Source organism: Polyangium mundeleinium (assembly GCF_028369105.1).
Taxonomy (GTDB): domain Bacteria; phylum Myxococcota_A; class Polyangia; order Polyangiales; family Polyangiaceae; genus Polyangium; species Polyangium mundeleinium.
In genome coordinates this window covers 10,996,101-11,021,725 of record NZ_JAQNDO010000001.1, presented here as the reverse complement: position 1 = coordinate 11,021,725, position 25,625 = coordinate 10,996,101, and the positions used below count along the sequence as shown (strand labels likewise).

23 protein-coding genes are annotated in these 25,625 nt (G+C 68.7%); 17 read left to right on the top strand and 6 right to left on the bottom strand.

Going from position 1 to position 25,625, the window contains the following annotated elements; genetic code table 11:
• Positions 1-51 precede the first annotated feature (51 nt).
• The 7 genes from POL67_RS43355 to POL67_RS43330 all read left to right on the top strand — a co-directional run bounded on the left by POL67_RS43355 (position 52) and on the right by POL67_RS43330 (position 7,117).
• Positions 52-315, top strand: a complete 264-nt coding sequence (locus tag POL67_RS43355; protein ID WP_271927097.1) for a chorismate mutase — start codon at positions 52-54, stop codon at positions 313-315.
• A gap of 46 nt (positions 316-361) precedes the next feature.
• Positions 362-697: a YciI family protein gene (locus POL67_RS43350; RefSeq protein WP_271927096.1), complete on the top strand. Its 336-nt coding sequence runs from the start codon at positions 362-364 to the stop codon at positions 695-697.
• A 3-nt stretch (positions 698-700) separates the two neighbouring features.
• A complete protein-coding gene (locus POL67_RS43345) occupies positions 701-2,017 on the top strand; it encodes a globin domain-containing protein (protein WP_271927094.1) in 1,317 nt (438 codons plus the stop codon).
• Positions 2,018-2,066: 49 nt separating this feature from the next.
• Positions 2,067-4,697, top strand: coding sequence for a DEAD/DEAH box helicase (locus POL67_RS43340; protein ID WP_276076128.1), 2,631 nt, complete (start codon positions 2,067-2,069; stop codon positions 4,695-4,697).
• Positions 4,676-5,023 carry a helicase-related protein gene (locus POL67_RS54475; protein WP_308789577.1) on the top strand — a complete coding sequence of 116 codons (348 nt, stop codon included), beginning with the start codon at positions 4,676-4,678 and terminating at the stop codon, positions 5,021-5,023. The genes POL67_RS43340 and POL67_RS54475 overlap by 22 nt, the downstream gene beginning before the upstream one ends.
• Before the next feature lie 88 nt (positions 5,024-5,111).
• Positions 5,112-6,116 (top strand): hypothetical protein, encoded by a 1,005-nt coding sequence (locus tag POL67_RS43335; RefSeq protein ID WP_271927092.1) that lies wholly within the window; start codon positions 5,112-5,114, stop codon positions 6,114-6,116.
• An 80-nt stretch (positions 6,117-6,196) separates the two neighbouring features.
• Entirely contained in the window at positions 6,197-7,117 is a 921-nt protein-coding gene (locus POL67_RS43330) for an aldo/keto reductase (protein WP_271931004.1), read from the top strand.
• Here the strand turns inward: POL67_RS43330 and POL67_RS43325 are convergent.
• From POL67_RS43325 to POL67_RS43310, 4 genes are all read right to left on the bottom strand, one after another.
• On the bottom strand, positions 7,114-7,806 hold the full coding sequence (locus tag POL67_RS43325) for a hypothetical protein (RefSeq protein WP_271927090.1): 693 nt from the start codon (positions 7,804-7,806) through the stop codon (positions 7,114-7,116). The genes POL67_RS43330 and POL67_RS43325 overlap by 4 nt on opposite strands.
• Before the next feature lie 12 nt (positions 7,807-7,818).
• Positions 7,819-8,376 (bottom strand): hypothetical protein, encoded by a 558-nt coding sequence (locus POL67_RS43320; RefSeq protein WP_271927088.1) that lies wholly within the window; start codon positions 8,374-8,376, stop codon positions 7,819-7,821.
• Positions 8,377-8,503: 127 nt separating this feature from the next.
• Complete coding sequence (locus POL67_RS43315; RefSeq protein WP_271927086.1) at positions 8,504-9,031, bottom strand: hypothetical protein; 528 nt, start codon at positions 9,029-9,031, stop codon at positions 8,504-8,506.
• 23 nt (positions 9,032-9,054) lie between these two features.
• Positions 9,055-10,344, bottom strand: coding sequence for a penicillin-insensitive murein endopeptidase (locus tag POL67_RS43310; protein ID WP_271927085.1), 1,290 nt, complete (start codon positions 10,342-10,344; stop codon positions 9,055-9,057).
• Positions 10,345-10,436: 92 nt separating this feature from the next.
• Here POL67_RS43310 and POL67_RS43305 point away from each other — a divergent pair, with 92 nt between their 5' ends.
• The 10 genes from POL67_RS43305 to POL67_RS43260 all read left to right on the top strand — a co-directional run bounded on the left by POL67_RS43305 (position 10,437) and on the right by POL67_RS43260 (position 20,839).
• Positions 10,437-11,198 (top strand): CoA transferase subunit A, encoded by a 762-nt coding sequence (locus POL67_RS43305; RefSeq protein ID WP_271927083.1) that lies wholly within the window; start codon positions 10,437-10,439, stop codon positions 11,196-11,198.
• A 4-nt stretch (positions 11,199-11,202) separates the two neighbouring features.
• Positions 11,203-11,880 carry a CoA transferase subunit B gene (locus POL67_RS43300; RefSeq protein ID WP_271927081.1) on the top strand — a complete coding sequence of 226 codons (678 nt, stop codon included), beginning with the start codon at positions 11,203-11,205 and terminating at the stop codon, positions 11,878-11,880.
• A gap of 40 nt (positions 11,881-11,920) precedes the next feature.
• Positions 11,921-12,778 (top strand): acetyl-CoA carboxylase, carboxyltransferase subunit beta, encoded by an 858-nt coding sequence (gene accD / locus POL67_RS43295; protein ID WP_271927079.1) that lies wholly within the window; start codon positions 11,921-11,923, stop codon positions 12,776-12,778.
• Positions 12,779-12,782: 4 nt separating this feature from the next.
• Positions 12,783-14,105, top strand: coding sequence for a bifunctional folylpolyglutamate synthase/dihydrofolate synthase (locus POL67_RS43290; protein WP_271927078.1), 1,323 nt, complete (start codon positions 12,783-12,785; stop codon positions 14,103-14,105).
• 77 nt (positions 14,106-14,182) lie between these two features.
• On the top strand, positions 14,183-15,577 hold the full coding sequence (sthA, locus tag POL67_RS43285) for a Si-specific NAD(P)(+) transhydrogenase (RefSeq protein WP_271927077.1): 1,395 nt from the start codon (positions 14,183-14,185) through the stop codon (positions 15,575-15,577).
• 181 nt (positions 15,578-15,758) lie between these two features.
• On the top strand, positions 15,759-16,541 hold the full coding sequence (locus POL67_RS43280; RefSeq protein WP_136928587.1) for an alpha/beta fold hydrolase: 783 nt from the start codon (positions 15,759-15,761) through the stop codon (positions 16,539-16,541).
• On the top strand, positions 16,538-17,539 hold the full coding sequence (locus POL67_RS53965; protein WP_271927076.1) for an STAS domain-containing protein: 1,002 nt from the start codon (positions 16,538-16,540) through the stop codon (positions 17,537-17,539). Before POL67_RS43280 ends, POL67_RS53965 begins: the two co-directional genes overlap by 4 nt.
• 13 nt (positions 17,540-17,552) lie before the next feature.
• The gene (locus POL67_RS43270; RefSeq protein ID WP_271927075.1) at positions 17,553-18,662 is read left to right on the top strand and encodes a hypothetical protein; all 1,110 of its coding nucleotides are present in this window, start codon (positions 17,553-17,555) and stop codon (positions 18,660-18,662) included.
• 13 nt (positions 18,663-18,675) lie between these two features.
• Positions 18,676-19,677: an LLM class flavin-dependent oxidoreductase gene (locus POL67_RS43265; RefSeq protein WP_271927074.1), complete on the top strand. Its 1,002-nt coding sequence runs from the start codon at positions 18,676-18,678 to the stop codon at positions 19,675-19,677.
• 769 nt (positions 19,678-20,446) lie between these two features.
• A complete protein-coding gene (locus tag POL67_RS43260) occupies positions 20,447-20,839 on the top strand; it encodes a hypothetical protein (protein ID WP_271927073.1) in 393 nt (130 codons plus the stop codon).
• Positions 20,840-20,841: 2 nt separating this feature from the next.
• Here the strand turns inward: POL67_RS43260 and POL67_RS43255 are convergent, their stop codons facing one another.
• Both POL67_RS43255 and POL67_RS43250 read right to left on the bottom strand, forming a co-directional pair.
• Positions 20,842-22,086 carry a radical SAM/SPASM domain-containing protein gene (locus POL67_RS43255; RefSeq protein WP_271927071.1) on the bottom strand — a complete coding sequence of 415 codons (1,245 nt, stop codon included), beginning with the start codon at positions 22,084-22,086 and terminating at the stop codon, positions 20,842-20,844.
• A 30-nt stretch (positions 22,087-22,116) separates the two neighbouring features.
• Positions 22,117-25,521 carry a response regulator gene (locus tag POL67_RS43250; protein WP_271927069.1) on the bottom strand — a complete coding sequence of 1,135 codons (3,405 nt, stop codon included), beginning with the start codon at positions 25,519-25,521 and terminating at the stop codon, positions 22,117-22,119.
• Between the last annotated feature and the right edge of the window lie 104 nt (positions 25,522-25,625).

The window sequence follows — 25,625 nt, the reverse complement described above, 5'->3', positions numbered from 1 at the left end:
AACCCGAAAGCGGTGGCACGCGCCCGACGCGGTTGTACCCTTGGGCCCGTCATGCTTCCTGCCGACGTCAGCGAGACCCGCAGCGCGCTCGACGAGCTCGACCATGCGCTGCTCGACCTCATCGCGCGGCGGAGAGCGCTCGTCGGCGCGCTCTTCGTCAAAAAGCGGGCGCTCGGCCTGCCGCTCGTGGATCCGATGCGCGAGGTCGAGCTCCTCGCGGATCGGCGCGTGTACGCCGAGCGTCAGGGCGTCCCGGCAGACCTTGCCGAGGTGATCTTCCGGGCCATCCTCGAGGACAGCCATACAAGGACGTAGGTTCGAGTGGATTTATCGCGCCGCGATGGACCATGATGCGATGCCCATGAGCGACCAACCTGCCTCTCAGCCCACGGACAAGTGGATATACGTCGTCCGGGCCGTGCGATCGGATCTCCTGCAGACCGGCCCCACGGAGACCGAGATGGCCACGCTCGGCCGACACGGCGCGTACCTCGAAGAATTGAAGGCGCGCGGCGTGCTCGTCTTCGTCGGTCGCACGTTGACGACGGGCCCGGAGACGTTCGGCATGGCCGTCGTCGAGGCTCGGGACGAGGCCGCCGCGCGCGCGATCGTCGACGCGGACCCGGTCGTGTCCGAGGGCCTCATGCGCGCGGAGTTGTATCCCTTTTTCATCGCCGGCATGCGCGCGGCGGGTTGAGCCATGAGCAGAAAGACCCTCTCGGCCGAGACTGTCGCGATCGTGAAGGCGACGGCTCCGGTCCTCGCCGAACATGGCGCGACGATCATTCGTCGTTTCTACCGCCAGATGCTCCACGAACACCCCGAGCTCGAGCTGCTCTTCAACCCGGCCAACCAGGGCACGGGCGAGCAGAAGACACGCGGCTCGCAGCAGGAGGCGTTCCGGGGGGATTTCTTCGGCCGAGAGGGCGCCTCGGGCGCCGCGCTGACGAACGTGCTCAATGGCTCCATGACGAGCCTCGACGACCTGCCCGAGCTGAAGGCCACGGTGATGCGCATCGCGCACCGCCACGCCTCGCTCAACATCCGGCCCGAGCATTACCCGATCGTCGGTCACCACTTCCTCGCCTCGGTCAAGGCCGTCCTCGGCGATGTCGCGACGGACGAGATCATGGCCGCCTGGCGCGAGGCGTATGGCGTCCTCGCCGACCTGTTCATCGAGATCGAGCGGGATCTCACGCAGAAGAGCGCCCAAACGCCGGGCGGATGGGAGGGGTTCCGGCCTTTCGTGGTCCGGCAGAAGGTCCAGGAGTCGGCGGACTCTGCCTCGTTTTACCTCACGCCCCGGGACGGCGGCCCCCTGCCGCATTACGAGGCCGGCCAGTACGTCACCTTTCGCGTCGAGGTGCCCGGGTATTCGCGCGCCGGTGGCAGCGCCGTGTATCGCAATTACTCGCTCTCGACCGCGCCGGGAAAGGGGCATTTCCGGGTCACGATCAAGCGTGAGCCCGGCGCGCAGGGAAACCCTGACAGCGTCTGCTCCCGGTTCTTCCACGACCACGTGCGGGAAGGGGACGTGCTCGACGTCTCGTCGCCGTTCGGCGAGCTCGTCCTCGTCGAATCGCAGCGCCCGCTCGTCTTCATCGGCGCGGGCATCGGCATCACGGTGATGTTCAGCCTGTTCCAGAGCGCCCTCGATCGCGGGATCGACCGGCCCATTTACTTCTTCCAGATGATGCACGACGGGCGCCACCACCCGCTCCGACGGGAGATCGAGGAGCTCGCGCGCCGCCACCCGAACGTCACGCTCCACCGCTGCTATTCGCAGCCTTCGGCCGAGGACGAGCCTGGGCGCGATTACGAGACCCGGGGCCGCCTCGGCCTCGGCACGCTCGGGCGGAACCTCCCCGGAAACGATTGCGATTTTTATTTCACCGGGCCGATACCCTTCATGCGTTCGATCCGCGGCGCGCTGCACGTCTTCGGGGTGCCGGCCGATCGCGTCCACTACGAATGCTACGGGCCTCACGGAGCGGAGATCGAGGCCGACGTGCGCTGACCCGAGGGAGGCGACACGCGCGCCGTCCCGTGCTACCGCTCCCGTCGTCATGGACTCGCTCCTCCAGGCGGTTCGTAAAGCCTGCCCGCCCGGTCTCTGGTCGAAGGGTATCAACCTGGCGCGCGACGGCGCCGTGATCCTCGACAGGAGGACCGCCACCGAGCTCACCTATCGCATCCGCGTCCCCGGCGTCGCCATCGCGCCCACGGTCACGCTGTACGTCGCGGACGAGGAGTGGACCTGTGATTGCGGTGGCAAATTCGACCCCTGCCAGCACGTCGCCGCCGCCGTGATCGTCGCGGCCCAATCCCCCGAAGGCCAGAGCCCCGCGACCGGGACGGACGCTGGCCCGCGAGCCGCGCCTGCGCCGAAGCCCGCGCTCGGCAAGATCGAATACGAGTTCAGCCGCGACGCGGGCACGTTGTTCCTGGAGCGCGCCGTCCTTTTTCCGGACGGCCGCCGCGAGCCGTTCCAGGGCTCGATCACGAATCGTGTCTCGCGCGGCGATCTGCCGGTCTTGCCCACGCACGAGGACATCACGATCGACCGCATGTTCTCGACCTGGAAGGGCGGCGTCGTCCCGCTCTCGCGCGTGCGGGAGCTCTTCGCGCTCCTGGAGGCTGCGCCGAGCGTCCTCTTCGACGGTTTTCCCGTCCGCACGAACAAACAGGCCGTTCGCCCCTCGGCCGTCGTGCTTGACGGCAAGAATGGCGGCGTCCTCGTGCGTGTCGAGAAAGACCCTTCCGTCGACGAGGTCGTCGCCCGCGGCGCCGCGCGCACGGGGGACGTCCTACGTCCGCTCGGGGATACCTCGATCACCGGCGATGCGTGGGAAAAATTGCCCATGGAGCGGCACGTCGCGAAAGAGGAGCTCGGCACGTTCGTCACGAAGATCCTCCCCGACCTCGACAAACACACGCGCCTCGTGGTGCGCACGCGCAGGCTCCCAGGCGTCGCGCGGAAGGGCCGCCCGCGCATTTCGATCGAGCTTTCGCAGGCGGGGCATACCCTCTCCGTGCTGCCGCTGCTCGTGTATGGAGATCCGCCGGAGGCCCGCGTCGATCAAAATGTGCTCGTCCACCTCGGCGGGACCGTGCCCGTGCGCGACGAGGCCGAGGAGCGAAGGCTCATCGAGCGGCTCCGCGACGAGCTCAACCTGATCCCCGGCCGGCGCGTCGATCTCGACGGCGAGGCCGCATTACGATTTGCTCAAAAGCTCAAAGGGTTTCGCGGCGGCGAGCAAGGCGAGACGCTCGGCGAGTTGTTTGGCAAGCGCCCGCTCGTGCCCCGGTTCGACATCCAGGGTGACGGATTCGACGTCGTCTTCGAATCCATCGCCGAGGACGGAGCGGAGGGTGGGACGACGAAACACGCGAGCGGCGCGGCCGTCATTCGCGCATGGAAAGACGGGCTCGACATCGTCCCGCTCGAAGGTGGAGGCTTCGCGCCGCTGCCTTCCGATTGGCTCTCGCGGTTCGGCGATCGCGTGGCCGATTTGCTCGCCGCGCGTGCGGAGACCGAGGACCAGACGATCCCGCCCGCGCTCCTGCCCGCGCTCGCGCGCCTCTGCGAGGAGATCGACGCCCCACGCCCCCCGGGTTTTTCTCGGCTCGCCCCTCTGCTCGAAGGTTTTTCCGGGATACCCGAGGCGCCCTTGCCCGGGGGCCTCTCCGCGACGCTCCGCTCCTACCAGCGCCGCGGCGTCGATTGGCTCGCGTTCCTGCGGGACACGGGGCTCGGCGGGATCCTCGCGGACGACATGGGCCTCGGAAAGACCTTGCAGGCGCTCGCGTCCACGCGTGGCCGCGCGCTCGTGGTTTGTCCGAAGAGCGTGCTCTTCAACTGGGAGGCCGAGATCCGGAAGTTCCGGCCAAACCTTTCGGCGGCCCTCTACCACGGCCCGAAGCGCGCGCTCGATCCGAAGGCCGACGTCACGCTCACCACGTATTCGATGCTTCGCATCGACATCGAGGCGCTCTCGGCCGTGGAATGGGACACCATCGTGCTCGACGAGGCGCAGGCGATCAAGAATCCCGACAGCCAGGTCGCGCGGGCCGCGTATGCGTTGCGCGGGAAATTCAAGGTGGCGCTCAGCGGCACGCCCGTGGAGAACCGGCTGGAGGAGCTCTGGAGCCAGATGCATTTCGCGAACCGCGGCTTGCTCGGCGGTCGCAGCGATTTCAAGGAGCGTTATGCCGGGCCGATCGAGGCGGGGCATGCAGGTGCGGCCGAGCGGCTGCGTGAGCGCATTCGGCCCTTCGTTCTGCGCCGCTTGAAGCGCGAGGTCGCGCCCGAATTGCCCCCGCGCACCGACCGCGTGCTCAGCGTGGAGCTCGACGACAAGGAGCGCGCCGTATACGACGCCGTGCGCGCGGCGACGCTCACGGACGTCGTCAAGCGCCTCGCCGAGGGCGGCAGCGTGCTCGCCGCGCTCGAAGCGTTGCTCCGGCTGCGCCAGGCCGCCTGCCATGCGGCGCTCGTGCCCGGACAGGTTGCGAATGCATCGTCGAAGGTCGAGGCGCTCGTCGAGGCGCTCGCGGATGCGGCGGCGGATGGCCACAAGGCGCTCGTTTTCTCGCAATGGACGTCGCTGCTCGACCTGGTGGAGCGCACCTCGCCGAGGCGGGGATCTCCTTCAATCGGCTCGACGGCTCGACCGTGGATCGCGCGGGTGTGGTGAACGAGTTCCAGGCCGAAGGAGGCCCGCCGGTGATGCTCCTCTCGCTCAAGGCGGGCGGCACGGGCCTCAATTTGACGGCGGCCGATCACGTGTTCTTGCTCGATCCGTGGTGGAACCCGGCCGTCGAGGACCAGGCCGCGGACCGCGCGCACCGCATCGGCCAAGACAAACCCGTCTTCGTGTACCGGCTGGTCGCGAAGGATACGGTGGAGGAGCGCATCCTCGCGCTGCAGGAGAAAAAGCGCCTGGTGGCGGACGCGGCGCTCGGGGAGGCGGCGCAGGCGGCGGCGATCACGCGCGACGATCTGTTGGCGCTCCTCAGTTGAGTTGATTCGACTGTCAACGAGGTAGGCATTCCGCGCTGCGGAGTTGCCGTCGTGTGCGTGGGCATTGCGCGCGGGCCTGCTCGCGGAGGTGCGTACGCGCGGCGAGAGCTGCGGCGAGGGGACGGCTGATCCCGCGGAATGGCGCCCGGGTGATGATCGTGTGGTCATCGTGCGCCCGAGCGCGCCGACGGAGCTCGCGCTCGTCACGCCCATCGATCGGCCGGCGCTCGCATGGCAGACGCTCACGTCGAAAGCGGAAGAGGTCGAGGCTGTCGTAGCTGCCGCGGCCGAGGCTATGGAGCAGCGGCTCGCGATGCCTGGAGAGGCGTACCGGCCGCTTCGAGCGGCGAACCGCGCGCTCGATGTCATGAGGGGATTGCATGCGCCTGAGACCGACGCGGAGGCGGCGTTTGTCGCGTCGCTCGCCAAAGGCACGACCCCTGTGCTTTTCGTCGCGAGCACGCGGGACGACGAGGACTTCATGACTCCAGGGGAGCTCGTGCCGAACGAGGTCTCGTTGTCGTCGGTGAGCCAGAAGATCCTGGTGGTTCCGTCGACCGCGGAGCCATTCGGCTGCCAGCTCGGGGGCAAGACCGGCGATACGCGCCTCGAGGCGTGGGGGGAGCTCGTCGGCGCGCGGGACTACGCATGGCCGTGTGACGACGACAATGAATGGGACGCAATGATCAACGGGGGATTCGTCGATTGTGGTCGCCCCTGCATGCCGCGGCCCATCCAGGTCGACCCGAACGGCATCGCCTCGTGCAAGATCCACGTCGCGCAGCCGGAGCTCGAGCAATGCGATCCAGAGAAAGGCTGGCGAGATCCGGACGGAAAGGAGACATTCGTCGAGCGTTATGGCGAGACGTTCCGCCGTTGCGAAGTCATGCAGCACGAGGGCGCAGCGCTCGAGAGCTGTCGCACTTCGCCAGATTGTCCCGGCTGCAAGAGCGGATTTTGCGTGGCAGATTTTTCCTTCGATGACGTCAGTTGCGACAAAGGGATGTACCCGTGGTTTTTCCGTTTCACCGCCGGAGCGAGGGCGCAGCCGTACGGGTACATGGAAATCGCGTGCACGGCCGGGGACGATTGAGGGGGGATCGCCTCTCAGCGCGCCGGGCTCTCGCCGCGTGACAAGCGTCACCGCCCTCGGGTAGGATGCCACGCGTGAGCATGACGGAGACGAATCTGCGCGTTCGTTTGGCCGGCGAGGGACCCACGGTGTCGCGGATCGCCTACGGCGTCTGGCGGCTGCTCGACGATTCGGAGGGGGCGTCGGTCCCACGCGTCCTCGACAAGATCCACGCCTGCCTCGATTGTGGGATCACGACGTTCGATCACGCTGACATCTATGGCGGATATCGCTGCGAGGAAGTGTTCGGCGAAGCCCTCCGCGCGTCGCCGGGCCTGCGCGAGAAGATCGAGATCGTCACGAAATGCGGGATCATGCTGGTCGATCCCGCCCGGCCGGAGACCCGCATCAAGCATTACGATGATTCACGCCGCCACATCGTCTCGTCCGTCGAACGATCGCTGAGAAATTTGGCGACCGATCATCTCGACGTCCTGCTCTTGCACCGACCGAGCCCGCTGCTCGATCCGGACGAGGTGGCCGGGACGTTCGAAATGCTTCGGAGGGAGGGCAAGGTCCTGCACTTCGGCGTCTCGAATTTTGCGCCCTCGCAGCTCGAAATGCTCCAGAGCCGGCTCGCGTCGCGCATCGTGACGAACCAGGTCGAGGTGAACCCGCTCCGGCACGACGCGTTCGTCGACGGGACGCTCGATCAATGCCAGCGCCTCGGCATCTCGCCAATGGCCTGGTCGCCGACGGCCGGCGGGCGGATCTTCCACGGCGGCGGCGACGTCGAGCGGCGCGTGCGCGGCGCGCTCGACGAGCTCGCCCGAAAATACGGAGCTGCGCCCGACGCGATTCTCTTCGCGTGGCTGCTCCGACACCCGTCGAAGATAGTCCCGGTGCTCGGGACAAACCGGCTCGATCGGATCCGCAGCGCGGCGAGCGCGCTCGCAATCGAGCTCGACCTGCAGGATTGGTTTTTCCTGTGGACAGCGTCGACGGGCTGGGAAGTACCTTAATCGCGAAGGCCGGCGAGCTTGGCCGTGCCGGCCATCCAGGCGACGAGCGCGAGCGCGGCGAACTTTTGCAGCGTCGGAAGCAGCGCCGAGGTGATCTCCACGCCCGACGCGACGTGCGCTGCATAAAGCGCTCCGTCGAGCGCCGCGAGTCCCGCCGTGAGCCCCGCGAGGCGCGCCGGCGTGCGCGGCCCGTGGTTTGTCGTGACGAGCCCGAACGTCGCGAGCCCGCCCGCGAGGAGCCCAGGCACCCCCGCGACGAAGATGAGCAGCGCGTGGAGCAAGCCATACCGCTGCGACGGCGCGAGCGGCACCGCAATCGCCGCGAGCGCCGAGGCGAGCCCGAGCCCACGCACGGCGAGCGCGAGCCGAGGGCGCTCCGAAAACAGCCGCGTGACGAGAAACCAGAACGGCAGCGTGCCCGCGGACAGGAGGACCATCCCGGCCTTGGCGAATGATGCGCCCGGGTTCGTCTGCCCATTGAGCGCACGATCCGCTGTCAGATCGCAGAAAAAGTTACGGAGAAAATCGTGCCCGGGGGACGAGCGATCGAGCCACGTGCCGCCGGGGTAGAGGGCCATCGCGGCGGCCATCAGTGAAAGAGAGAGGACGAGCGCGCCGATCACGAAGAGCGCCGCGGCGCGCACGGCGGGCGGCGGAGCGGGGCTTGTTTCGGCGACGGGACGCGCCATTGCCGTCCGAGTTTACTTCGATCCCTCCGACTTGGGGCGACGCACGAGCACGAGGTGGAACGTCGCGCCGAGGTGGCGAATCTCGGAGGCGGTGACGGTCGCGGCGTCGGCGCGCTCGTGCGGCTCGAAGCGGCTGAGCACGAGGAGACCCGCCTGGTGCGCCATGAGCAGCCGGTTCTTGAACTCGGCGAACCCGAGCCCGGACGTCTCCCCGCGCTCTTCGAGCGAACGGAAAAGCGCGGCGATGAACATCCTGCCGTCGTCCCGCGCCACGATCAGGTCGCTCGCCGCTTGGATTACGCGCGCCGCGAAATCACGCGGGGAGAGCACGATGAGGGGAGGTGACGCGCCGCGGCGCCGCTCATCGTCGCGCAGCTTGCGCGCGTGGGCGAGGAGCGCGGCCACGCCGTGCGGCGAGAGCTCGGCGAGGACGGCCGAGAGCTCGCTCGCCGGATCGAGCAACGGCGGCGGGACGCTCGCGCGCGGCGGCGCGATCGATCCGGGTCTCTGGGCACGGAGCTTCGTGCTGCTTTTGCGTTTGGGAAATGGGCTGAGACGACCCGGCGACATGACCGGTCAACCTACCAGCGACCGGCCGCCCGACGCAACAGGCCTCTTCGGTGCCTTGTGCGTATCAAAACGTGGGAGCGTCAACGAATCAGCGCTCTTGTTGTTTCGCGCGCAGAGGAGCCGCGCCTCATCCGCACATGGGGACCGTGGTGCAGATCGAGACGTCCATGTGGCCGGCATACATCGTGCCGTTTGTCGTGAGGAACGTATATTTCACCTGGGCCTCGTCGGCGCCAACCGAAACCACCTCGACGGAGGCGTCTTTCGGCGCTTCGGAGTTGCCGCCGATGCCATTCGCATACCACCACGCCTGCACCTCGTTCGTCGGCATGGCGGCGTTGAACGTCCACGATTGTCCGGCCGCGAGCATGGATGTGTTGCCGGGGTAGATCGCGAAGTGGAGCTGGGGCTCGGGGCCCCCCGCCTGGCCACACGTCGACGCGGTTCCGAGGGTGAACACGAGCCAGGGGCCGTCGTTCGGCGCGCAATCGTTGCTCACGATGCCCTGGGCGGGCAGGCTCATGCCCGGCCCACCGCCGCCCTGGCCACCGCTGCCGCCATGGCCGCCGCCGCCCTGCTGCACGTCGGGGCTCGAACATGCCGCGGCCAGGACAAACGTGCCCATCGCCGCGGTCATGAAAATACCTTGTCGCATGAAAGAGGCTCCTCGGCGCGTGATCACCGCGTGATGCGCGGCGCGCCTTCCTCGTCGACGGCGTCCTTCACGTCGGCCGCGTCGGAGGCGGCCTCGTCACGCCCATCGTCCGTCTTCGCCGCCTCGGTTCGCGCCGCGTCCCCGCGGCCGATCGAGGCGCCCGCGAGCGCCCACAAGGAGACCGGGACGTCCGGGCCCGTCGTCGCTTTCGTGGCGCGGGAGAGGTAAATGCCGCCCGAGCGCTCACCATTCTCGATCCGGGCCTCGGCCGTGCGGCGCGGGGGCGGAGCCGGGGGCGGCGTCGCCGCGCGGCGCACCGGGGTCTTCACGCCGCGCTTGCCCTTCTTCGCCATCTTGAGCCGCGCCTTGCTCGGCGCATTTTTCGCGATCTCGACGCAGCTCTTCGTCATCGAGGGCGGGCACGAAATGCGCACGTGGAAATGGTCGTCATGGGGCAAACCCCCCGTCGGCTGCATCATGACCTGCGCGGCCCGCACGTAGAGGGCGCGCGAGACGCCGCGCGCGCGGGCGTGGGTGAGCAGGGCGTGCTTGAGCGGCTCGGCAACGAAAATGTGGCTCACGCGCGCCTCGCGATCGAGCAGGAGGTTCTGCAAGAAGAGCCAGTTCCGCGCGACGTCGAAGCGCGCGCCCGGCACGCTCGACGCCGTCAGCTTCTCGTCGATTTTCACGAACGAGGGGCGCAGCACGGGTTGTCCCTTTTCATTCACCAGGTAAAACCCGAGATCTGCGTCGCGCCCGCTCTCGTGGGAGTGGTGGTGCGCGAGCTCGCCGCCGTTCTTGCGCGAGAGGTCTCCGACGCCGAGGACGGCGCCCGGAAACTTCTTGTTCACGGCCTTTGCCGCGCGATCGAGCGCGTGGACGAGCGCGGGCAGGCCCCAGCGCGTGTCCGTGTCCTTGTAGTTGTAGGCCGGGACGACGCGCAGGTAGGGTTTGTCCGTCGTATCGAGACGAATGCCACCTTCGAGGCGGCCGTCGTTCGGCGGGCCGACGGAATCGGCGCGCGGCGGGGGCGCGGGCTTCTTCTCCGGCGTCGCGACCTCGGTCTTCTTTCCCGCCCCTCCGCTTGGGGCTTCGCCCGGACGAGCCGGGCTACGCCCCAAACCCCGTCCGGGGCGTCCCGTGGCCGCGGGCTCGGTCTTGGCGCGGCGCGAAGGCCCCTGGGGTTTGTGGGTTCCCGCGCGTGTTCCTTGAGGGACGGCGGACGCGGGCGGCGCGGCTTCGGCGGGGGTCGTGGGCGTGCCGCAGAGCGCAATCGCGAGCGCGGCGACGAGGGAGCGGAAGGGGCTACGCACGGCCCTGGGAATACGTCTTCGCGGAGGGCCTGGCCAAGTTCGAGGGATCCCCCTGGCCACCCGGGCGCGGCTCTGGTAGCACTCCCGGCCGTATGAACAAGGTCTACCAGAGCGCCCTCGACGCGTGCCGGGACATTCCCGACGGCGCGACGATCCTCGCGGGCGGTTTCGGCCTCTGCGGGATCCCCGAGAACTGCATCGCCGCGCTGCGCGAGCTCGGCACGAAGGACCTCGTCGTCGTCTCGAACAACTGCGGCGTCGACGATTTTGGTCTCGGCGTGCTCCTCCGGAACAAGCAAATCCGGAAGATGATTTCGTCCTACGTCGGCGAAAACAAGGAGTTCGAGCGGCAGTACCTCTCGGGCGAGCTCGAGGTCGAGCTCACGCCGCAAGGCACGCTCGCCGAGCGCATCCGGGCCGGCGGCGCGGGCATTCCCGCGTTCTACACGCCGACCGGCGCGCACACCGCCATCAGCGAGGGCGGCCTGCCCGTCCTCTACAACCCCGATGGCTCGGTGAAGAAGTTCTCCGAGAAGAAGGAGATCCGTTCCTTCAATGGTCGGGATTACGTGCTCGAACCCGCGATCCGCGGCGACGTCGCGATCGTGAAGGCCTGGAAGGCCGATCGGTACGGAAACCTGGTCTACCGCCGCACGGCGATGAACTTCAACCCGATGATGGCCACGGCCGCGAAGGTGACGATCGCCGAGGTCGAGGAGCTCGTCGAGGTCGGCGCCCTCGATCCGGACACGATCCACACACCTGGCCTCTACGTGCACCGCGTCGTGGTGGGCGCGAAGTACGAAAAGCGCATCGAGCGCAGGACCGTCCAGAAGTCCGAGGGAGCGAAGTAGGAAGATGAGCCTTTCGCGAGAGCAGATCGCACGCCGCGCGGCCGGAGAGCTCCGTGACGGCTTCTACGTGAACCTCGGCATCGGGATGCCGACCCTGGTCGCGAACTTCATCCCGAAAGGGATGGACGTCGTGCTCCAGAGCGAAAATGGCCTGCTCGGCATCGGCCCCTACCCGGAGGCCGGCAAAGAGGACGCGGATCTCATCAACGCGGGCAAGGAGACGGTCACGATGATGCCCGGCTCGGCCACGTTCTCCAGCGCGGAGAGCTTCGCGATGATCCGCGGCGGCCACATCGACCTCGCCATCCTCGGCGCGATGGAGGTCTCCGAGAAGGGTGACCTCGCGAACTGGATGATCCCGGGCAAGATGGTGAAGGGCATGGGCGGCGCGATGGACCTCGTGGTCTCGGCCAAGCGCGTCGTCGTGATCATGGACCACGCCGCGAAGAACGGGTCGCCCAAGATCCTGCGCGAGTGCAGCCTCCCGCTCACGGGGCGGGGCGTGGTGCACCGGATCATCACGGATCTCGCGGTGATCGACGTGACGCCCGAGGGGCTCGTCCTGCGCGAGCTCGCGCCGGGCGTCTCGGCGCGCGAGGTGCAGGCGAAGACGGAGCCTGCCCTGAAGGTCCCGCACGACGTGAAGGAAATCGACCTCGGCGAGGGGGGTTTGGGGGCGTAGCTCGGCTCGTCCGAGCCTACCTCCCAAGCGTCGACGTAGCATGAGCTGGCCAGACAAAACACCGCCCAGTGCCGGGGAAAAGCGCTCGATCGGCGCGGGTGTGTTCCGGCGCTGCGAGGGCTGCGGCGAGACCGTCACGGCCGACGATCTCGCCGCGAGCTTCGAGGTTTGCCCGCGCTGCGGACATCACCACAAGCTCTCCGCGGCCGGCTTTCGCGCGCTGCTCTGCGACGAGGGCGCGCTCGAAGCGTGGGACGAGCACCTCGTGCCCGACGACCCGCTCCGCTTCAGCGACGGCCGGAGCTACAAGGATCGTGTCGCCGCCGCGCAGAAGAAGACCGGCGCGCGCGAAGGCATCCAGATTGGCAAGGCGAGCCTCGGCGGCCGGCCGATCGGGTACGGCGCGTTCGTCTTCGCGTTCATGGGCGGCAGCATGGGCTCGGTCGTGGGCGAGAAGATCACGCGCCTCTTCGAGCGCGCGGCCGAGGAGGAGCTGCCCGTTTTGCTGCTCTCGGCCTCGGGCGGCGCGCGTATGCAGGAGGGCATCCTCTCGCTCATGCAGATGGCGAAGAGCGTGGCGGCGCTGGAGCGCTTCCGGCAGCGCCGGCTGCCGTTTCTCTCGGTGCTCCTGCACCCGACGACGGGCGGCGTGGCCGCGAGTTTTGCCTTCCTCGGCGACGTCAACATCGCGGAGCCGAAGGCCCTCATCGGCTTCGCGGGGCCGCGGGTCATCGAGAACACGATCCGGCAGACCTTGCCGCCTGGCTTCCAGCGGGCGGAGTTCTTGCTGGAGCACGGCATGATCGACGCGATCGTCCCGCGCCTGGAGATGAAGCAGACGATCGGCCTTTTGCTCGATCACCTGCAGGACGGCCGCGCCGCGCGGACCCCACGCTGAACGGATGCCCTCTCCACGTCTCGCTCCCCTCGTCGACGAGCTCATGCGGCGCGCGAGTCGCCGGGGCATGTTGCTCGGGCTCGAGCGCATGCACGCGGCCCTCGCGGCGCTGGGAAATCCCGAGAAAAAGCGGCCGTTTTTCCACATCACGGGGACGAACGGGAAGGGTTCGACGAGCGCGATGCTGGAGTCCATCGCGCGGGAAGCGGGCGTTCGGACCGGGCTCTACACCTCGCCGCACCTCTGCCGGATCGCCGAGCGCATCCGGCTGAACGGCGAGCCCATGGCCGACGACGGCCTCGCGGACGCGCTCGAACGGGTGCTCGTGGCCGCGCCCGATGCCACGTTTTTCGAGGCGATGACGCTCGCTGCGTTCGTCGCGTTCGACGCGGCGGACGTCGAGATCGGCGTGATCGAGGTGGGCATCGGGGGGCGGCTCGACGCGACGAATGTGCTCGAACGGCCGCTCGGGACGGCCATCACGTCGGTCGCGCTCGACCACACGGCGCTGCTTGGCGACACGCACGCGGCGATCGCGCGGGACAAAGCAGGCCTGTTTCGGCGGGACGTGCCGGTCGTGCTGGGGCCGCTCGACGACGAGGCGCTCGCGGCGGCGCTCGATGTGGCGAGGGACGTCGGCGCGCGGCCGATCCTGCGGGTGGCGCGGCCGGGCGAGGCGGCGTCGGATGCGGGCGGGGTGTTCGTCTTCGAGGCGCGTGCGCTCCCGGACGGGCGCGCGCGGATCGAACTGCCGGGCGGGGTCGTCGAGACGCACCTCGGCCTCGCTGGCTCGCATCAAATCGCGAATGCGGCGGTGGCCGCGGCGCTCGCGGCCGCAGCCTCGAAGCCCCCATTCAAACCGCCGCCGGGGCTGCTTTCGCGTGGCCTCGCGGCGGCGCGATGGCCGGGGCGGCTCGAACGGATCGACAAGGACGGCAAGGCCGTTCTCCTCGATTGCGCGCACAATCCACACGGCGCGGCGGCGCTCGCCGAGCACGTGCGTTCCCTCGGTGTTTCGCCCGATCGGGTGGTGCTCGTCTTCGGGGCGCTCGCGGACAAAGCGTGGACGGGCATGCTCGACGTACTCGGCCCGCTCGCCGATCGGCGCGTGTATGCCGAGCCGAAGGGCCGTGCGCCGGTGCACGCGAGCGAGCTCGCGGCGCGTTTTCCTGGTCTGTCCGCGCCCGAGGGGCGGGAGGCGATCACGCGGGCGCTTGCAATGGCGGGACCGTCCGACCTGATCGTCGTGGCGGGGTCGATTTATCTCGTGGGCGAGGTGCGGGGCGAGCTCTTGGGCGTCACTTGTGATCCCGTGGTGGCGCTCTGACGGCGCGCTCGGACGGCGCGGGGGCGTAACCGCCGCTTCGTTGCGAGTTTTGCCGGCCCGACGTACAGTGCGCGCCGATGAGCTCGCGATCGTTTGACGTCATCGTGATCGGCAGCGGCCCCGGCGGCGAAGGGGCGGCCATGAAGTGCGCCAAGGAGGGCCGGAGCGTCTGCGTCGTGGACCAGCGCCACCTGGTCGGGGGCGCCTGCACGCACACGGCCACGATCCCCTCGAAGGCGCTTCGCCACGCGATCCAGCGCTTCGTGGAGATGCGCCACGTCCCGGGGTTCCGGGCGAGCCCGGATGCGCAGCCCTCGTTCGGCGACCTCACCCGCACGGCGAGCAGCGTCATCGCGCGCCAGACCGACATGCGGCAGACGTTCTACGAGCGGAACAAGGTCGAGGTCGTCGAAGGCCACGCCCGTTTTATCGACGCGAACACGCTGGAGGTCGGGCAGCCGAAAGGCGCGATCGACGTCCTCACGGCGAAAGCGTTCATCATCGCGAGCGGCTCGCGGCCGTATCACCCGCCGGACGTCGATTTCAGCCATCCGCGCATTTACGACTCCGACACGATCCTCCGCATGGAGGAGATGCCGCAGGCGATGATCGTGTATGGCGCGGGCGTCATCGGCTGCGAGTGGGGCAGCATGTTTCGCATGCTCGGCGTGAAGCTGAACCTCATCAATACCCGCGACAAGCTGCTCTCGTTCCTCGACGACGAGATCGTGGACGCCCTCGCGTATCACCTGCGCGACATGGGCTGCTTGATCCGGCACAACGAGGAGTACGAGCGGGTCGAGGGCCAGGACGACGGCGTGGTCCTGCACCTGAAGAGCGGCAAGAAGATCAAGTCCGACGTCTTGTTATGGGCGAACGGGCGCACGGGCAATACGAATGACTTGGGGCTCGAACAGCTCGGGATCCCCATCGATTCGCGCGGAAACATCAAGGTGAACGAGGCGTACCAGACGTCCGTGCCGCACATCTACGCGGTGGGCGACGTGGTGGGTTTCCCCGCGCTCGCGAGCGCGGCGTATGATCAGGGCCGTTTTGCCGCGACGCACCTCGTCGAAGGGCGACTTGAAACGAAGCTCGTGGAGGACATTCCGACGGGCATTTATACCTCGCCCGAAATCTCGTCCGTGGGCCGGACCGAGCGCGAATTGACGAAGGCGGGGATCCCGTACGAGGTCGGCCACGCGCAGTTCAAGTCGCTGGCGCGCGCGCAGATCACCGGACGAACCGTGGGGATGCTCAAGATCCTGTTCCACCGCGAGACCTTGGAGCTGCTCGGCGTGCATTGCTTCGGGGACAACGCGAGCGAGATCATCCACATCGGCCAGGCGATCATGTCGCAGGAGGGCAAGGCCAACACCCTCCTGTATTTCGTGAACACGACGTTCAACTACCCGACGATGGCCGAGGCGTACCGCGTCGCGGCGCTCAACGGCCTGAACCGGGTGTTTTGAGCGAGATTGCGAAGCGAGCTCGCCTCGGGGGGTGAATCGTCCGGGCTTTGCCCGGATGAGAGGGGGACGCGAGGCGTCCCCTTCGGGACGAGAGTGGGGCTGTTCGCCAAGGTACGCGTATTCGTGCTTGAGTCGCGGGGGTGGGGTGCATAAGGTGTCTCTCGACCAGAGGAGGGCATCCATGCACGTCACGCAGGCGAACGACGGAATCAAGATTGCTTACCGCAGCTTCGGGGACGGCCCCGAGGCGGTGTTCCTCGTCCACGGGTGGACGGTCTCGGGCGCCGTCCACGACGACCTGCTCGAGCACCTCGACCGCGACGGCCTGCGCGTGATCGTGCCGGACCTGCGCGGCGCGGGACAATCCGACAAACCCGAGGCCGGCTACTCGATCCAGCGTTATGCGGACGATATCCTGGCCATCGCCGACGCCGAGGGGATCAAGTCGTTCACCGTCGTCGGGCACAGCATGGGCGGTCAGATCGCCCAGTGGCTCGCGGCCTACCATCCGGACCGGGTGAACGGCGCAGTGCTGCTTTGCCCGGTGCCTGCGAGCGGCGCGCCCCTGCCGGAGGAGGCGATCGGCCTCTTCTCGAGCGCCGGCGGCAACCGCGACGTGCAGCGGACGATCCTCGGCATGGCCTGCAAGGAGCTCTCGCCGGCCTCGCTGGAGCGGCTGCTCGACGACGGCGCCCGCACCTTGCCCGAGGCCGTGCGGCTCTCGTTCGACGTCTGGCGCAAGGGCGGGTTCGCCGAGGCGCTCGGCTCGATCAAGGCCCCGCTCCTCGTCGTCGGCACCGACGATCCCTTCCTCCCGGTGGCGGCCTTGCGTGGCGAGATCGTCGCGAAGGTCCGGGGCGCGCGCTTCGCGTACCTGCCGGGGCCGGGGCACTACGTGCAGGTCGAGCGTCCGCGGGAGACGGCTGCCTTGTTGCAAGCCTTCCTCGCCGCGCGCCGGCCGTGAGCCGCGCGCGTCGTGCCCGGGCGCGGCTCCTCGCTGCGGTGCAGAGGCGCCGCGCGGGGCCGGTCCGGGCGCGTGTGACGGCGGGGGCCGAGACGCCGGGCCTCGCGGCGCTGCTCGACTTGCTCGCGCGACGAAGGGAGGACGTGCTGGAGCGCGGCACGGACTGGGTCTTCGCGCTCGCGCCGGACCTTCAGGGCAAGCGGCCGCGCGAGGAGACGCGCGACCTCGTCGACCGGGTGATCACGACGAACGTGGCTCTCCTCGCGTCGGGCGATCGCACGCCGCTCGGCGCGTTCATCGCGTACGTGACGAGCCTGCGCGCGGCGAACGAGTTCCGCGTCTCCACGTTGCTCCGGGGGTTTCTCTCGTTCAAGCGAGGCGTCGCGGTCGTGATCGCGGAGGAGCGCTGGCCCGCGCGTGAGGTGCTCGCGGCGCTCGGCCTCGTCGACGAGGTTTATTACGAGGCCATCTTCGAGCTCTCGGACGTGTACGGCGAGAAGCTCGTGGGCTCGGTGGTGGCGCGCAAGCGTGAGCTCGAGGTCGAGCTCGGGGAGAAGCGCGCCGAGCTCGAGGACAAGATCACCACGATCGACGCCCAGCGGGCCGAGCTGCGCGCGCTCTCCTCGCCGGTCCTCCGCGTGTGGGAGGGGGTCCTGCTCCTGCCGCTCGTCGGCGAGATCTCACCCGAGCGGGCCGAGCATGCGAAGAGCGTGCTGCTCCACGCGATCGGGAGGTATCGGGCGCGGGTCGTGCTCATCGACGTGACGGGGCTCAGCGTGGTGGACGCGCACGCGGCGGGGGTGCTCGGCGTGATGATGCGGGCGACGGGGCTCGTGGGGGCCGAGGGCATGTTGGTCGGGGTGCGCGGCGACGCGGCGCGCACGTTCGTGGAGATCGGCGAGCTCTTCCCGGGCGCGCGGACCTTCGCGACGCTGGGCGACGGCCTCCGACATGCGATCCGACGCGTGCTTCATCTTTCGAAGGCGCGGTCCTTCTGATAAAACCCCGGCCGTGGCCCTCCCGCCGAACATCTGCCTGGTGAACGCCGCGCGCAGCCTTTGCGACGACGTGTTTTTTGCGATTGCCTCGACCGCCCGCCTCGACGACGGCACCCTGCGTGCCCTCGCGAAGCGCCGCGCGCCTGTGCTCCAGGCGGCCGCGCGTGGTGCGCCCGGCGAGCACCTCGGCGCGTGGGACACGTGGCTCGTGCGGATGACCGTGGCGATGGCCCCGATCCAGCCGCTGCGCTGGCTCGCGATGGCGGACGTGATCGACGAGGGGATCTCGCTCGAAGGCGGCGCGCGTGGCGTGCGGTCGCTCTTCACGTCGAAGCCGAGCGAGAAGGACGTGGCGCGGGTGAAGGCGTTCGGGGGCTTCGCGGCGCGTGCGCTCGCGGCGGTGCTCGGGGCGACGGGCACGTTCCAGATGGAGGCGAAGTCGCAGCGCGGCTGCTTCATCGCGTCGCTCGGTTTGCCCGAGGAGGACGAGCGCGCGCTCGCGAAGGAGGAGCCCGCGCGGGCCGAGACGCTCGAAGTGCCGGAGGGTTTGCCCCCGAAGATCGCGCGGGCCGTGCTGCGGGGCGCGTTTTACGCGGCGATGCTGGAGGGCGTCGACCCGCGCGAGGAGCAGGCGGTGCTGGTGATCGGGAAAAAGACGGCGCTTCCGGCCGAGGAGATCACGGCGGCGCACGGGGAGGCGCGGCAACGTATCGAGGCGGCGCGGGCGTTCGGCGCGCCGTGCGTGGATGCGATTCGATACGTGCTGGATGGCGAAACGGAGTCGAGCGACGAGCTCGCGGTCGCGGCGGCGAAGCTGACGTTGCCCATGAACCACCGCACGGAGGCGATTACGGCGGTGAACGTGGGCGGCAAGGTCGTGCTGGCGAAGAAGCACTCGCTCGACAAGAAGCAACGCGAGGCGGCGCTCGCTCTTTCGTGGGCCGCGGCGTTGCGCTCGGATCCTTCGTACGTGCGGCGGAGCGAGCTTGCCTTGCGGCACGACGCGGTGGCCGCGGACCTCGGGGACGAGGGGGCGGGGAAGGACGCGCGGCGGGGCGTCGAAACGTTCATTGAAGACGAACTGCGGGCGCTCGTGCCGCTCGTGCCGCCGCCCTTGCCGTGAGGATCGAGGTGTCATGATGCGAATTCCGCTTTCCGTTCTCGACCTGGCGCCCGTTCGGCGGGGATCCAACGCGAGCGAGGCTTTTGCCGAGAGCATCGATCTTTCGAGGCATGTCGAGGCGCTCGGATACCGGCGGCATTGGTTCGCCGAGCATCATGCCATGCCGGGCATCGCGTCTGCAGCGCCTGCGGTGCTGATTGCGCGGATCGCGGCCGCGACGACGACGATTCGCGTCGGTTCCGGCGGCGTGATGCTGCCCAACCACGCGCCGCTCGTGATCGCGGAGCAATTCGGCACGCTCGAAGCGCTCTTCCCCGGCCGCATCGACCTCGGCATCGGGCGCGCCCCGGGCACCGATCCGCTCACGGCGTCGGCGCTGAGCCGCGACGACCCGACGACGGGCGACGGCCTGCCCGCGATGCTCGACGAGCTGTATGGTTTTTTCCGCGGCCAGTTCAGCGACGATCACCCGTACCACACGATCCGCGCCGTCCCGGCGCTCGGCAACGAACCGCCGATCTGGCTGCTCGGGTCGAGCGGCTACAGCGCGCGTCTCGCCGGCCGGCGCGGCTTGCCCTTCGCGTTCGCGCACCATTTCAGCCAGGCCAATACGTTGCCTGCCCTCGACCTCTACCGAAAGTCGTTCAGCCCGTCGGCGGTGCTGGCCCAGCCCGAGGCGATGATCGGCGCCATCGTGATCGTCGCCGACACGGACGCCGAGGCGCGGCGCATCGCGCTCCCGGGCGCGCTCGCGTTCTTGCGCGTGCGCCAGGGCAAGCGCGAGCCCTATCCGACGATCGAGGAGGCGGAGGCGTATCCGTGGGCGCCGGAGGAGCGAGCCTTCGTCGAGAACTGGTTCGCGCAGAACATCGTCGGCGGCCCGGCGTCCGTGCGTGAGCAGCTCGACAAGCTCCTCGAAGCCACCCGCGCCGACGAGCTGATGGTGTTGTGCGCGGTGCCGGACGCGGAGGCGCGGAACCGCTCGTACACGCTGCTCAGGGAGCTTCACGGCTGATTTCCCGTCCCGGCGCTCGTGGAAGCGATCCCGCCGTTCGGGGAAGCCGTCCCGGCGCTCGTGGAAGCGATCCCGCCGTTCGGGGAAGCCGTCCCGGCGCTCGTGGAAGCGATCCCGCCGTTCGGGGAAGCCGTCCCGGCGCTCGTGGAAGCGATCCCGCCGTTCGGGGAAGCGGTCCCGGCGCTCGGGGAAGCGATCCCGGCGCTCGGGGAAGCGGTCCCGCCGCTCGGGGAAGCGGTCCCGGCGTTCGGGGAAGCGATCCCGCCGCTCGGGGAAGCGGTCCCGGCGTTCGGGGAAGCGATCCCGCCGCTCGGGGAAGCGGTCCCGCCGCTCGGGGAAGCGGTCCCGGCGTTCGGGGAAGCGATCCCGCCGCTCGGGGAAGCGGTCCCGCCTTTCGCGGGTGGCGTTCCGCTCTCTGCGGGTGGCGTGCAACGAACAGGGTATCCTGCACGAGCAATGAAGCTAACTGTTGATCCGCTCCCTGTGGGTATGGTAACCGTGGCAGGGTCGAGGGTGATGGCATGCGCTTGCTGTTGCTGCTGTCTGGGGTCGCGGTGGTGGGGATGGGGTGTGGGTCGTCGTCGGTGACGGCGACGCAGTGCATGCCCCCGAACTGGTGCGCAGAGCAAACGCCCCTCTGTTACAACAGTTGTAGCGGTACGAGCGGGTCCAGTTGCGCCGATTGTTGCGCAGAGCAGCGTAGGACATGCGACAACTGTAGTGGAAAAGTGTCCTTCAATACGTGTCGTTGATGTCGAGTACAAGAATCATGCGGACTGCCTTCCTTCTGATCACCGCTGTCGTCCTCGGGGCCTGCGCACGGACGGAGTCTCCTGTCGTTACTGTGGAAAAGGGCAAGGTCGCGCGCATCAACGGTTGTCACGTCCTCCTTGACGAGGCGTATGAGGCGTATGGCGCCCGTCGAGCGCCTCGTGCACTCATGCACTTTGCTTGCGGCGTGCCCGAGTCAGCACTCGGCGAAAAAGAGTGGTGGGGCCAAAGCCACCAGCCGCCAGGATTCACGATCGATGTGGGCGACTGCATGCCCCTCGATAATACCTACTATTGCCTGGAAAGTGTCGTCGACGCGGCGTCGGCGACGTTCCGGGCCACGTACAAAAAGCCCACCCACCCGCTGGGCAACCTCGAGCGAATGCAGTAGCGCTATGCCTGCCCTTGCCTCGGGCGCCGCGTGATCTGGACGAGGCTCTCCACCGGGCCCAGCGGCGGCTCGGGGGCGTCGAAAGGCTCGACGACGAGCTCGAAGAGGCCATGATCGAACGGTTCTCCCTCGGCCGCCGCCGCGGGGACGAGCCTCTCGCGTTTGCCCTCGGCGGCGAGCGTGCGCGCGCGGAAATGGCAATACGGGTTGTTTCCGGGCCGGCCGAAGAGCGCATGCGCGGTGAACGTGCATCCGCCCATGCAGACCTCGGCGAACGGGCAGGCGCGGCAGAATCCCCATAGATCGTCGGGGGTGCGGCTCCGCGCGAACGCGAGGGCCGGGGCCTCGTCCCAGATCGCGCCGAGGCTCTGCTCGCGCAACGTGCCGCCGACGTAGGAATGGCTTTGCAGCGAGGGACAACCCTTCACCGCGCCGTCGGATTCGATGCCGAGGACGCGTTTTCCCGCCTGGCAGCCCATGAAATGGTCACGCCCGCCCTCTTTCACGGACCGCAGGAGCGCCTCCTCGGGGCCGAAGTATCCGAGGTTGTTGCCGGGCATCAGCGTGATGCCGTCGCGAAAGGCGCGGCGCTTCAGCGCGGCGACGCGCGGCATGACGTCGAGCAAGTCGTAGGGCTGGAGCAGCATGTCCGGGCGATCGGCGGCGCGGCCGAGGGCGGCCGTGATCTGCACCTGCCAGGCGACGATGCCGAGCGCGCGCAGGTGCTCGTAGAGCGCTTCGAGGTCGCCCCGATTGACGCGGTTCACGTTCGTGTTCGCCGCGACGAGGAGGCCCGCCGCGCGCAGGTGGCCGATCGCGCGCGTGGCGCTTTCGAAGCTCGATTTTGCGCGGCGAATGAGGTCGTGCGTGCGCGCGAGCCCGTCGACGCTCACCGAGACGCTGTGCAGCCCCGCTTCTTTCATGGCCCGCGCGAGCGCCGCGTCGATTCCGCGGCCGCCCGTGGTCATCGTCGGCCGGATCCCGGCGTTTTGGAGGGCCCGGACGATGTCGAGAAACCCCTCGTGCAGGTACGCCTCGCCGCCGATGAGCACGACCTCGCGCGCGCGGCGCTCCTTCAATTGCTGCACGACGCCGAGCGCTTCTTCGGTCCCGAGCTCGGTCGTCCGCGGCCCTCCGGCGCGCGATCCGCAATGGGCGCAGGGCTGGTCGCAGCGGAGCGTGAGTTCCCAGACGACGTACGCGGGATGGTCGTCGTCGGGGAGCACGGGGACGCGGCGAAGGGGCATGGCGGCGCTCAGAGTACCACCGATCATGCCTCAGGCGCCGGTGGACGCTGCGTCCCGGGCCCACTCGAGCTCGATCGCGGAAGCGAACCCTTCGAACTCGTGCTCCAGGCGATCGAGGAGCTCCTCCGCGCCGTCGAGCCCGCCGGACCGCGCCATCCTTTCGAGCCGCGCGCTCGTCTCCGCCACGCGCTTCGCGCCGATCGCGCCGCTCGATCCCTTGAGCGCGTGCGCCCGCCGTTCGAGGTCCGCGGCGTCGCGTTTCTTCAGGGCGCCACGCAGTCCGACCATTCGTTCCGGGACCTCCGCGAGGAACGCGCGGGCGATCTCCTCGAGGGCCCCGAGCTCTCGGAGCCCCTCGACCATTCGCATGTCGAGGACCGGCCCTGCGCCGTCCGATACGACCGCGGGCCGCGGCGCCTCACCGGCGGGCCGCGAGAGCGCCGCGTGACGCACGAGCACGCGCTGGAGATCCACGCGCTCGATGGGCTTCGGCACGTGGTCGTCCATTCCGGCGGCGAGCGCGCGCTCCCGGTCCTGCGGCATTGCGTTCGCCGTCAGCGCCACGATGGGCGTGCGTGGCCATCCGTGCTCCCGCTCCCGCCTCCGTATCTCCTCGGTGGCGCGATATCCATCCATCTCCGGCATCTGGCAATCCATCAGCACGAGCCGATACGACCCGCGCTCGAACGCCTCCACCGCGGCGCGCCCGTCGTCCACCGTGGTCACGACGCAGCCGAGCGTCGCGAGCATCTTCTGCGCGACCTTCTGGTTGACCACGTTGTCCTCGGCGAGCAGGACCCGGAGGCCCGCGGTCGCCCCCGAATCGACGAGCCTCTCGCTCCGGGTCGCCTCGTCCCTCGCCGCCGCGTGGGGCCCCGCGACCGCCGCGAGTGCTGCCAGGAGCGCCGACCTGCGCACGGGCTTGTGGATCCGCGCGGCGCGCGCGCCCGGCGGAAGCGAGGGGAGGTCACGCCCCACCGGCGAGAGCAGAATGAACGAAAGGGAGGCGAGCTTCGGGCTCGCAAGGACCGCCTGCACGACGTCGGCGCCGTTCATCCCCGGCATGTCGCGGTCGAGCACGAGCATGTCGTAGGGCCGCCCCGCGGACGCCGCCTGATGAAGTGAGCTCATCGCCGCGCCGCCGCCGTCCGCCTCGTCCGCCTTCATTCCGAGGCTCGTGAGCGAGGCGCAGAGGGCCGCGCGCGCGGCGGGGCTGTCGTCGACGACGAGCGCGCGGAGGCCCGCGATGTTCGGGGGCGCGGCGCCACGCGACGCATTTCTCGTGGTCTTCTCGAATCGTGCCGTGAACCAGAACGTCGATCCTCGCCCGGGCTCGCTCGTGAGGCCGAGCTCGCCGCCGAAGAGGCGCACGAGTTGCCTCGAAATGGCGAGCCCGAGCCCGGTCCCGCCGTGCCGCCGCGTGCTCGAACCGTCGGCCTGCGCGAATGCGTCGAAGATACGATCCTGGTCGCCCGGCGCGATCCCCACGCCCGTGTCCTTCACCTCGAAGCGCAGGAGCACCGAGCGCCCGTCGTCCTCGACCACCGACACGCTCGTGACGGCCTCGCCCGCGTCGGTGAATTTCACGGCGTTGCCGAGCAGGTTCACCAGCACCTGGCGCAGTCGGCCTGGATCTCCTGCGAGGTCCTTGGGCACTTCGTCTGGCAATCGCAGCACGAGCTCGACGTGTTTGTCGTGGGCGCGCTGGGCGAGCATGTCGAGTGTACCTTCGAGGAGCGTGTCGAGCTCGAACGGCTCGCGGGCGAGCTCCATCTTCCCCGCCTCCATCTTCGAAAAATCAAGAATGTCGTTGATGATGGAGAGGAGGCTCTTGGCCGAGCCCTGGACGATCTCGGCATACTCCTTCTGCACAGGGGCGAGCGGCGTCTCGAGGAGCAGCTCGGTCATGCCGAGCACGCCATTCATGGGCGTGCGGATCTCGTGGCTCATACGCGCCAGGAACTCGCTCTTCGCGCGCGCCGCCGACTCGGCGAGCTCCTTCGCGGCGCGGAGATCATCCTGCGTGCGCAGCAGGGCCGCGTTGTCCTCGCCGAGCCTGCGCCCCATCCCCACGACGCCGCGCGCGGTCTCGTCGAGCTCGACGACGGCGACGGGGACCGCCTCCTGCTCATAACGGCCCTCGCCGATGTTGCGCACGATGTCATTGATGCGCGTGAGCGGATCCGCAATGCTGCGGCTCATCGTCCGCGCCTTCCGATAAAGGTAGACGAAGAAGCAGGCGTAAAAGACGACGAGGCCGGCCACCATGTACACCGCGATGCGTCCGATCCGCTTGCCGAGCGTCACGGCTTGCCCGTCGATCCGGGCCTCGGGCACGATGATGACGAGCTTCCAGCCGGTCGCGTCGACCGTGCTCCACGCGACGCGCTTCGCCTCCCCCGCGAGCATCGTTTCGAGGCTCCCCTCCCGCTGCCGCTCCAAGGCGCCCGGAAGGTCGCCAAGATCCTTGCGTTTGTAGAGGTTGAACGCGTCGGGCTTGAAGGTGTCCTTCAGGATGGCGGCCTGATAATCATGGTTCGTGAGCTCGGTGAGCGCGAAATCCCGCTCCCCGCCCGAAGGCAGGGCCAGGATCGTCCCCGAGCGTCCAATCAGGACACCATACCCTTCCCAAGGGATTTGCAGCTCGAGCACCTGCTCGACGAGCGTGGCCACCGTGACGTCCGCCCCCACGACGCCTTCGAGCACGTCGCCGCGATAAACGGGCGCGATACACGACGCCATCCAGCCCTGTCCGGCCGGGTCGACGTAAACGTCTGTCCAGACGATCTTCCGCTCGGGGTTGTGCTTCGCGTCGGCCTCGTAATAGAAATTATACGAGGGAATGTCCATGTCGGGCGGATATTGCTTGCGCACGTCCATGAACGGATAGATGCGGTTCATCGAGTCCGACGTGTTCAGGTACGCCTGGACCCACAAGCGATGGTTTCGGACGATCGAGCGGAGCAGCGGGTCGAGGCGCTCGGTCTTCAATACATTGTCGCGCTCGGCGTCGCCGATCCGCGTGCGGCTGCTGTAAAAGAGCGCGCTCCCTCCCTCGTCGCTCGTCTTGTAATACAGTCCCTCGGGCGCACGTGCGTACCGCTCGAGCGCTGCCTTGCGCTCCGCCTCCGAGAGGCGGAGCGGCTCGGAGAGGGAGCGGCTGGCCTCGTCCGTGAGAACTCTCACGCCCGTGATGACCGCCGAAAGCTCCTGGTCGAGCAAGACCGCCTCCCGCGACGCGATGCGCGAGAGCTCACCCGTGGCCACCGTGCGTACGGCGGCCGTATTCTCGCGTTGCACGAACCGGTTGGCGCCGAGGTACGCGAGGATGAGGACGACCTCGACGAGCAGCAGCGGAATCAACGCAGTGCGAAAGAACGCATGCCAGATCCAACGAAAGAGGGGCTGGCTTTGCAAGGTGGTTCGAGGAGGCATGGGTGCGGCACCCTCGGTTCGTGAAGGATCGGCGCGAGGGGGGGAACGTCTCCAATAGAGAAGAACCTCGTCAGGCCGTCAAGCGTGAGCGTCGATCGGGTGAC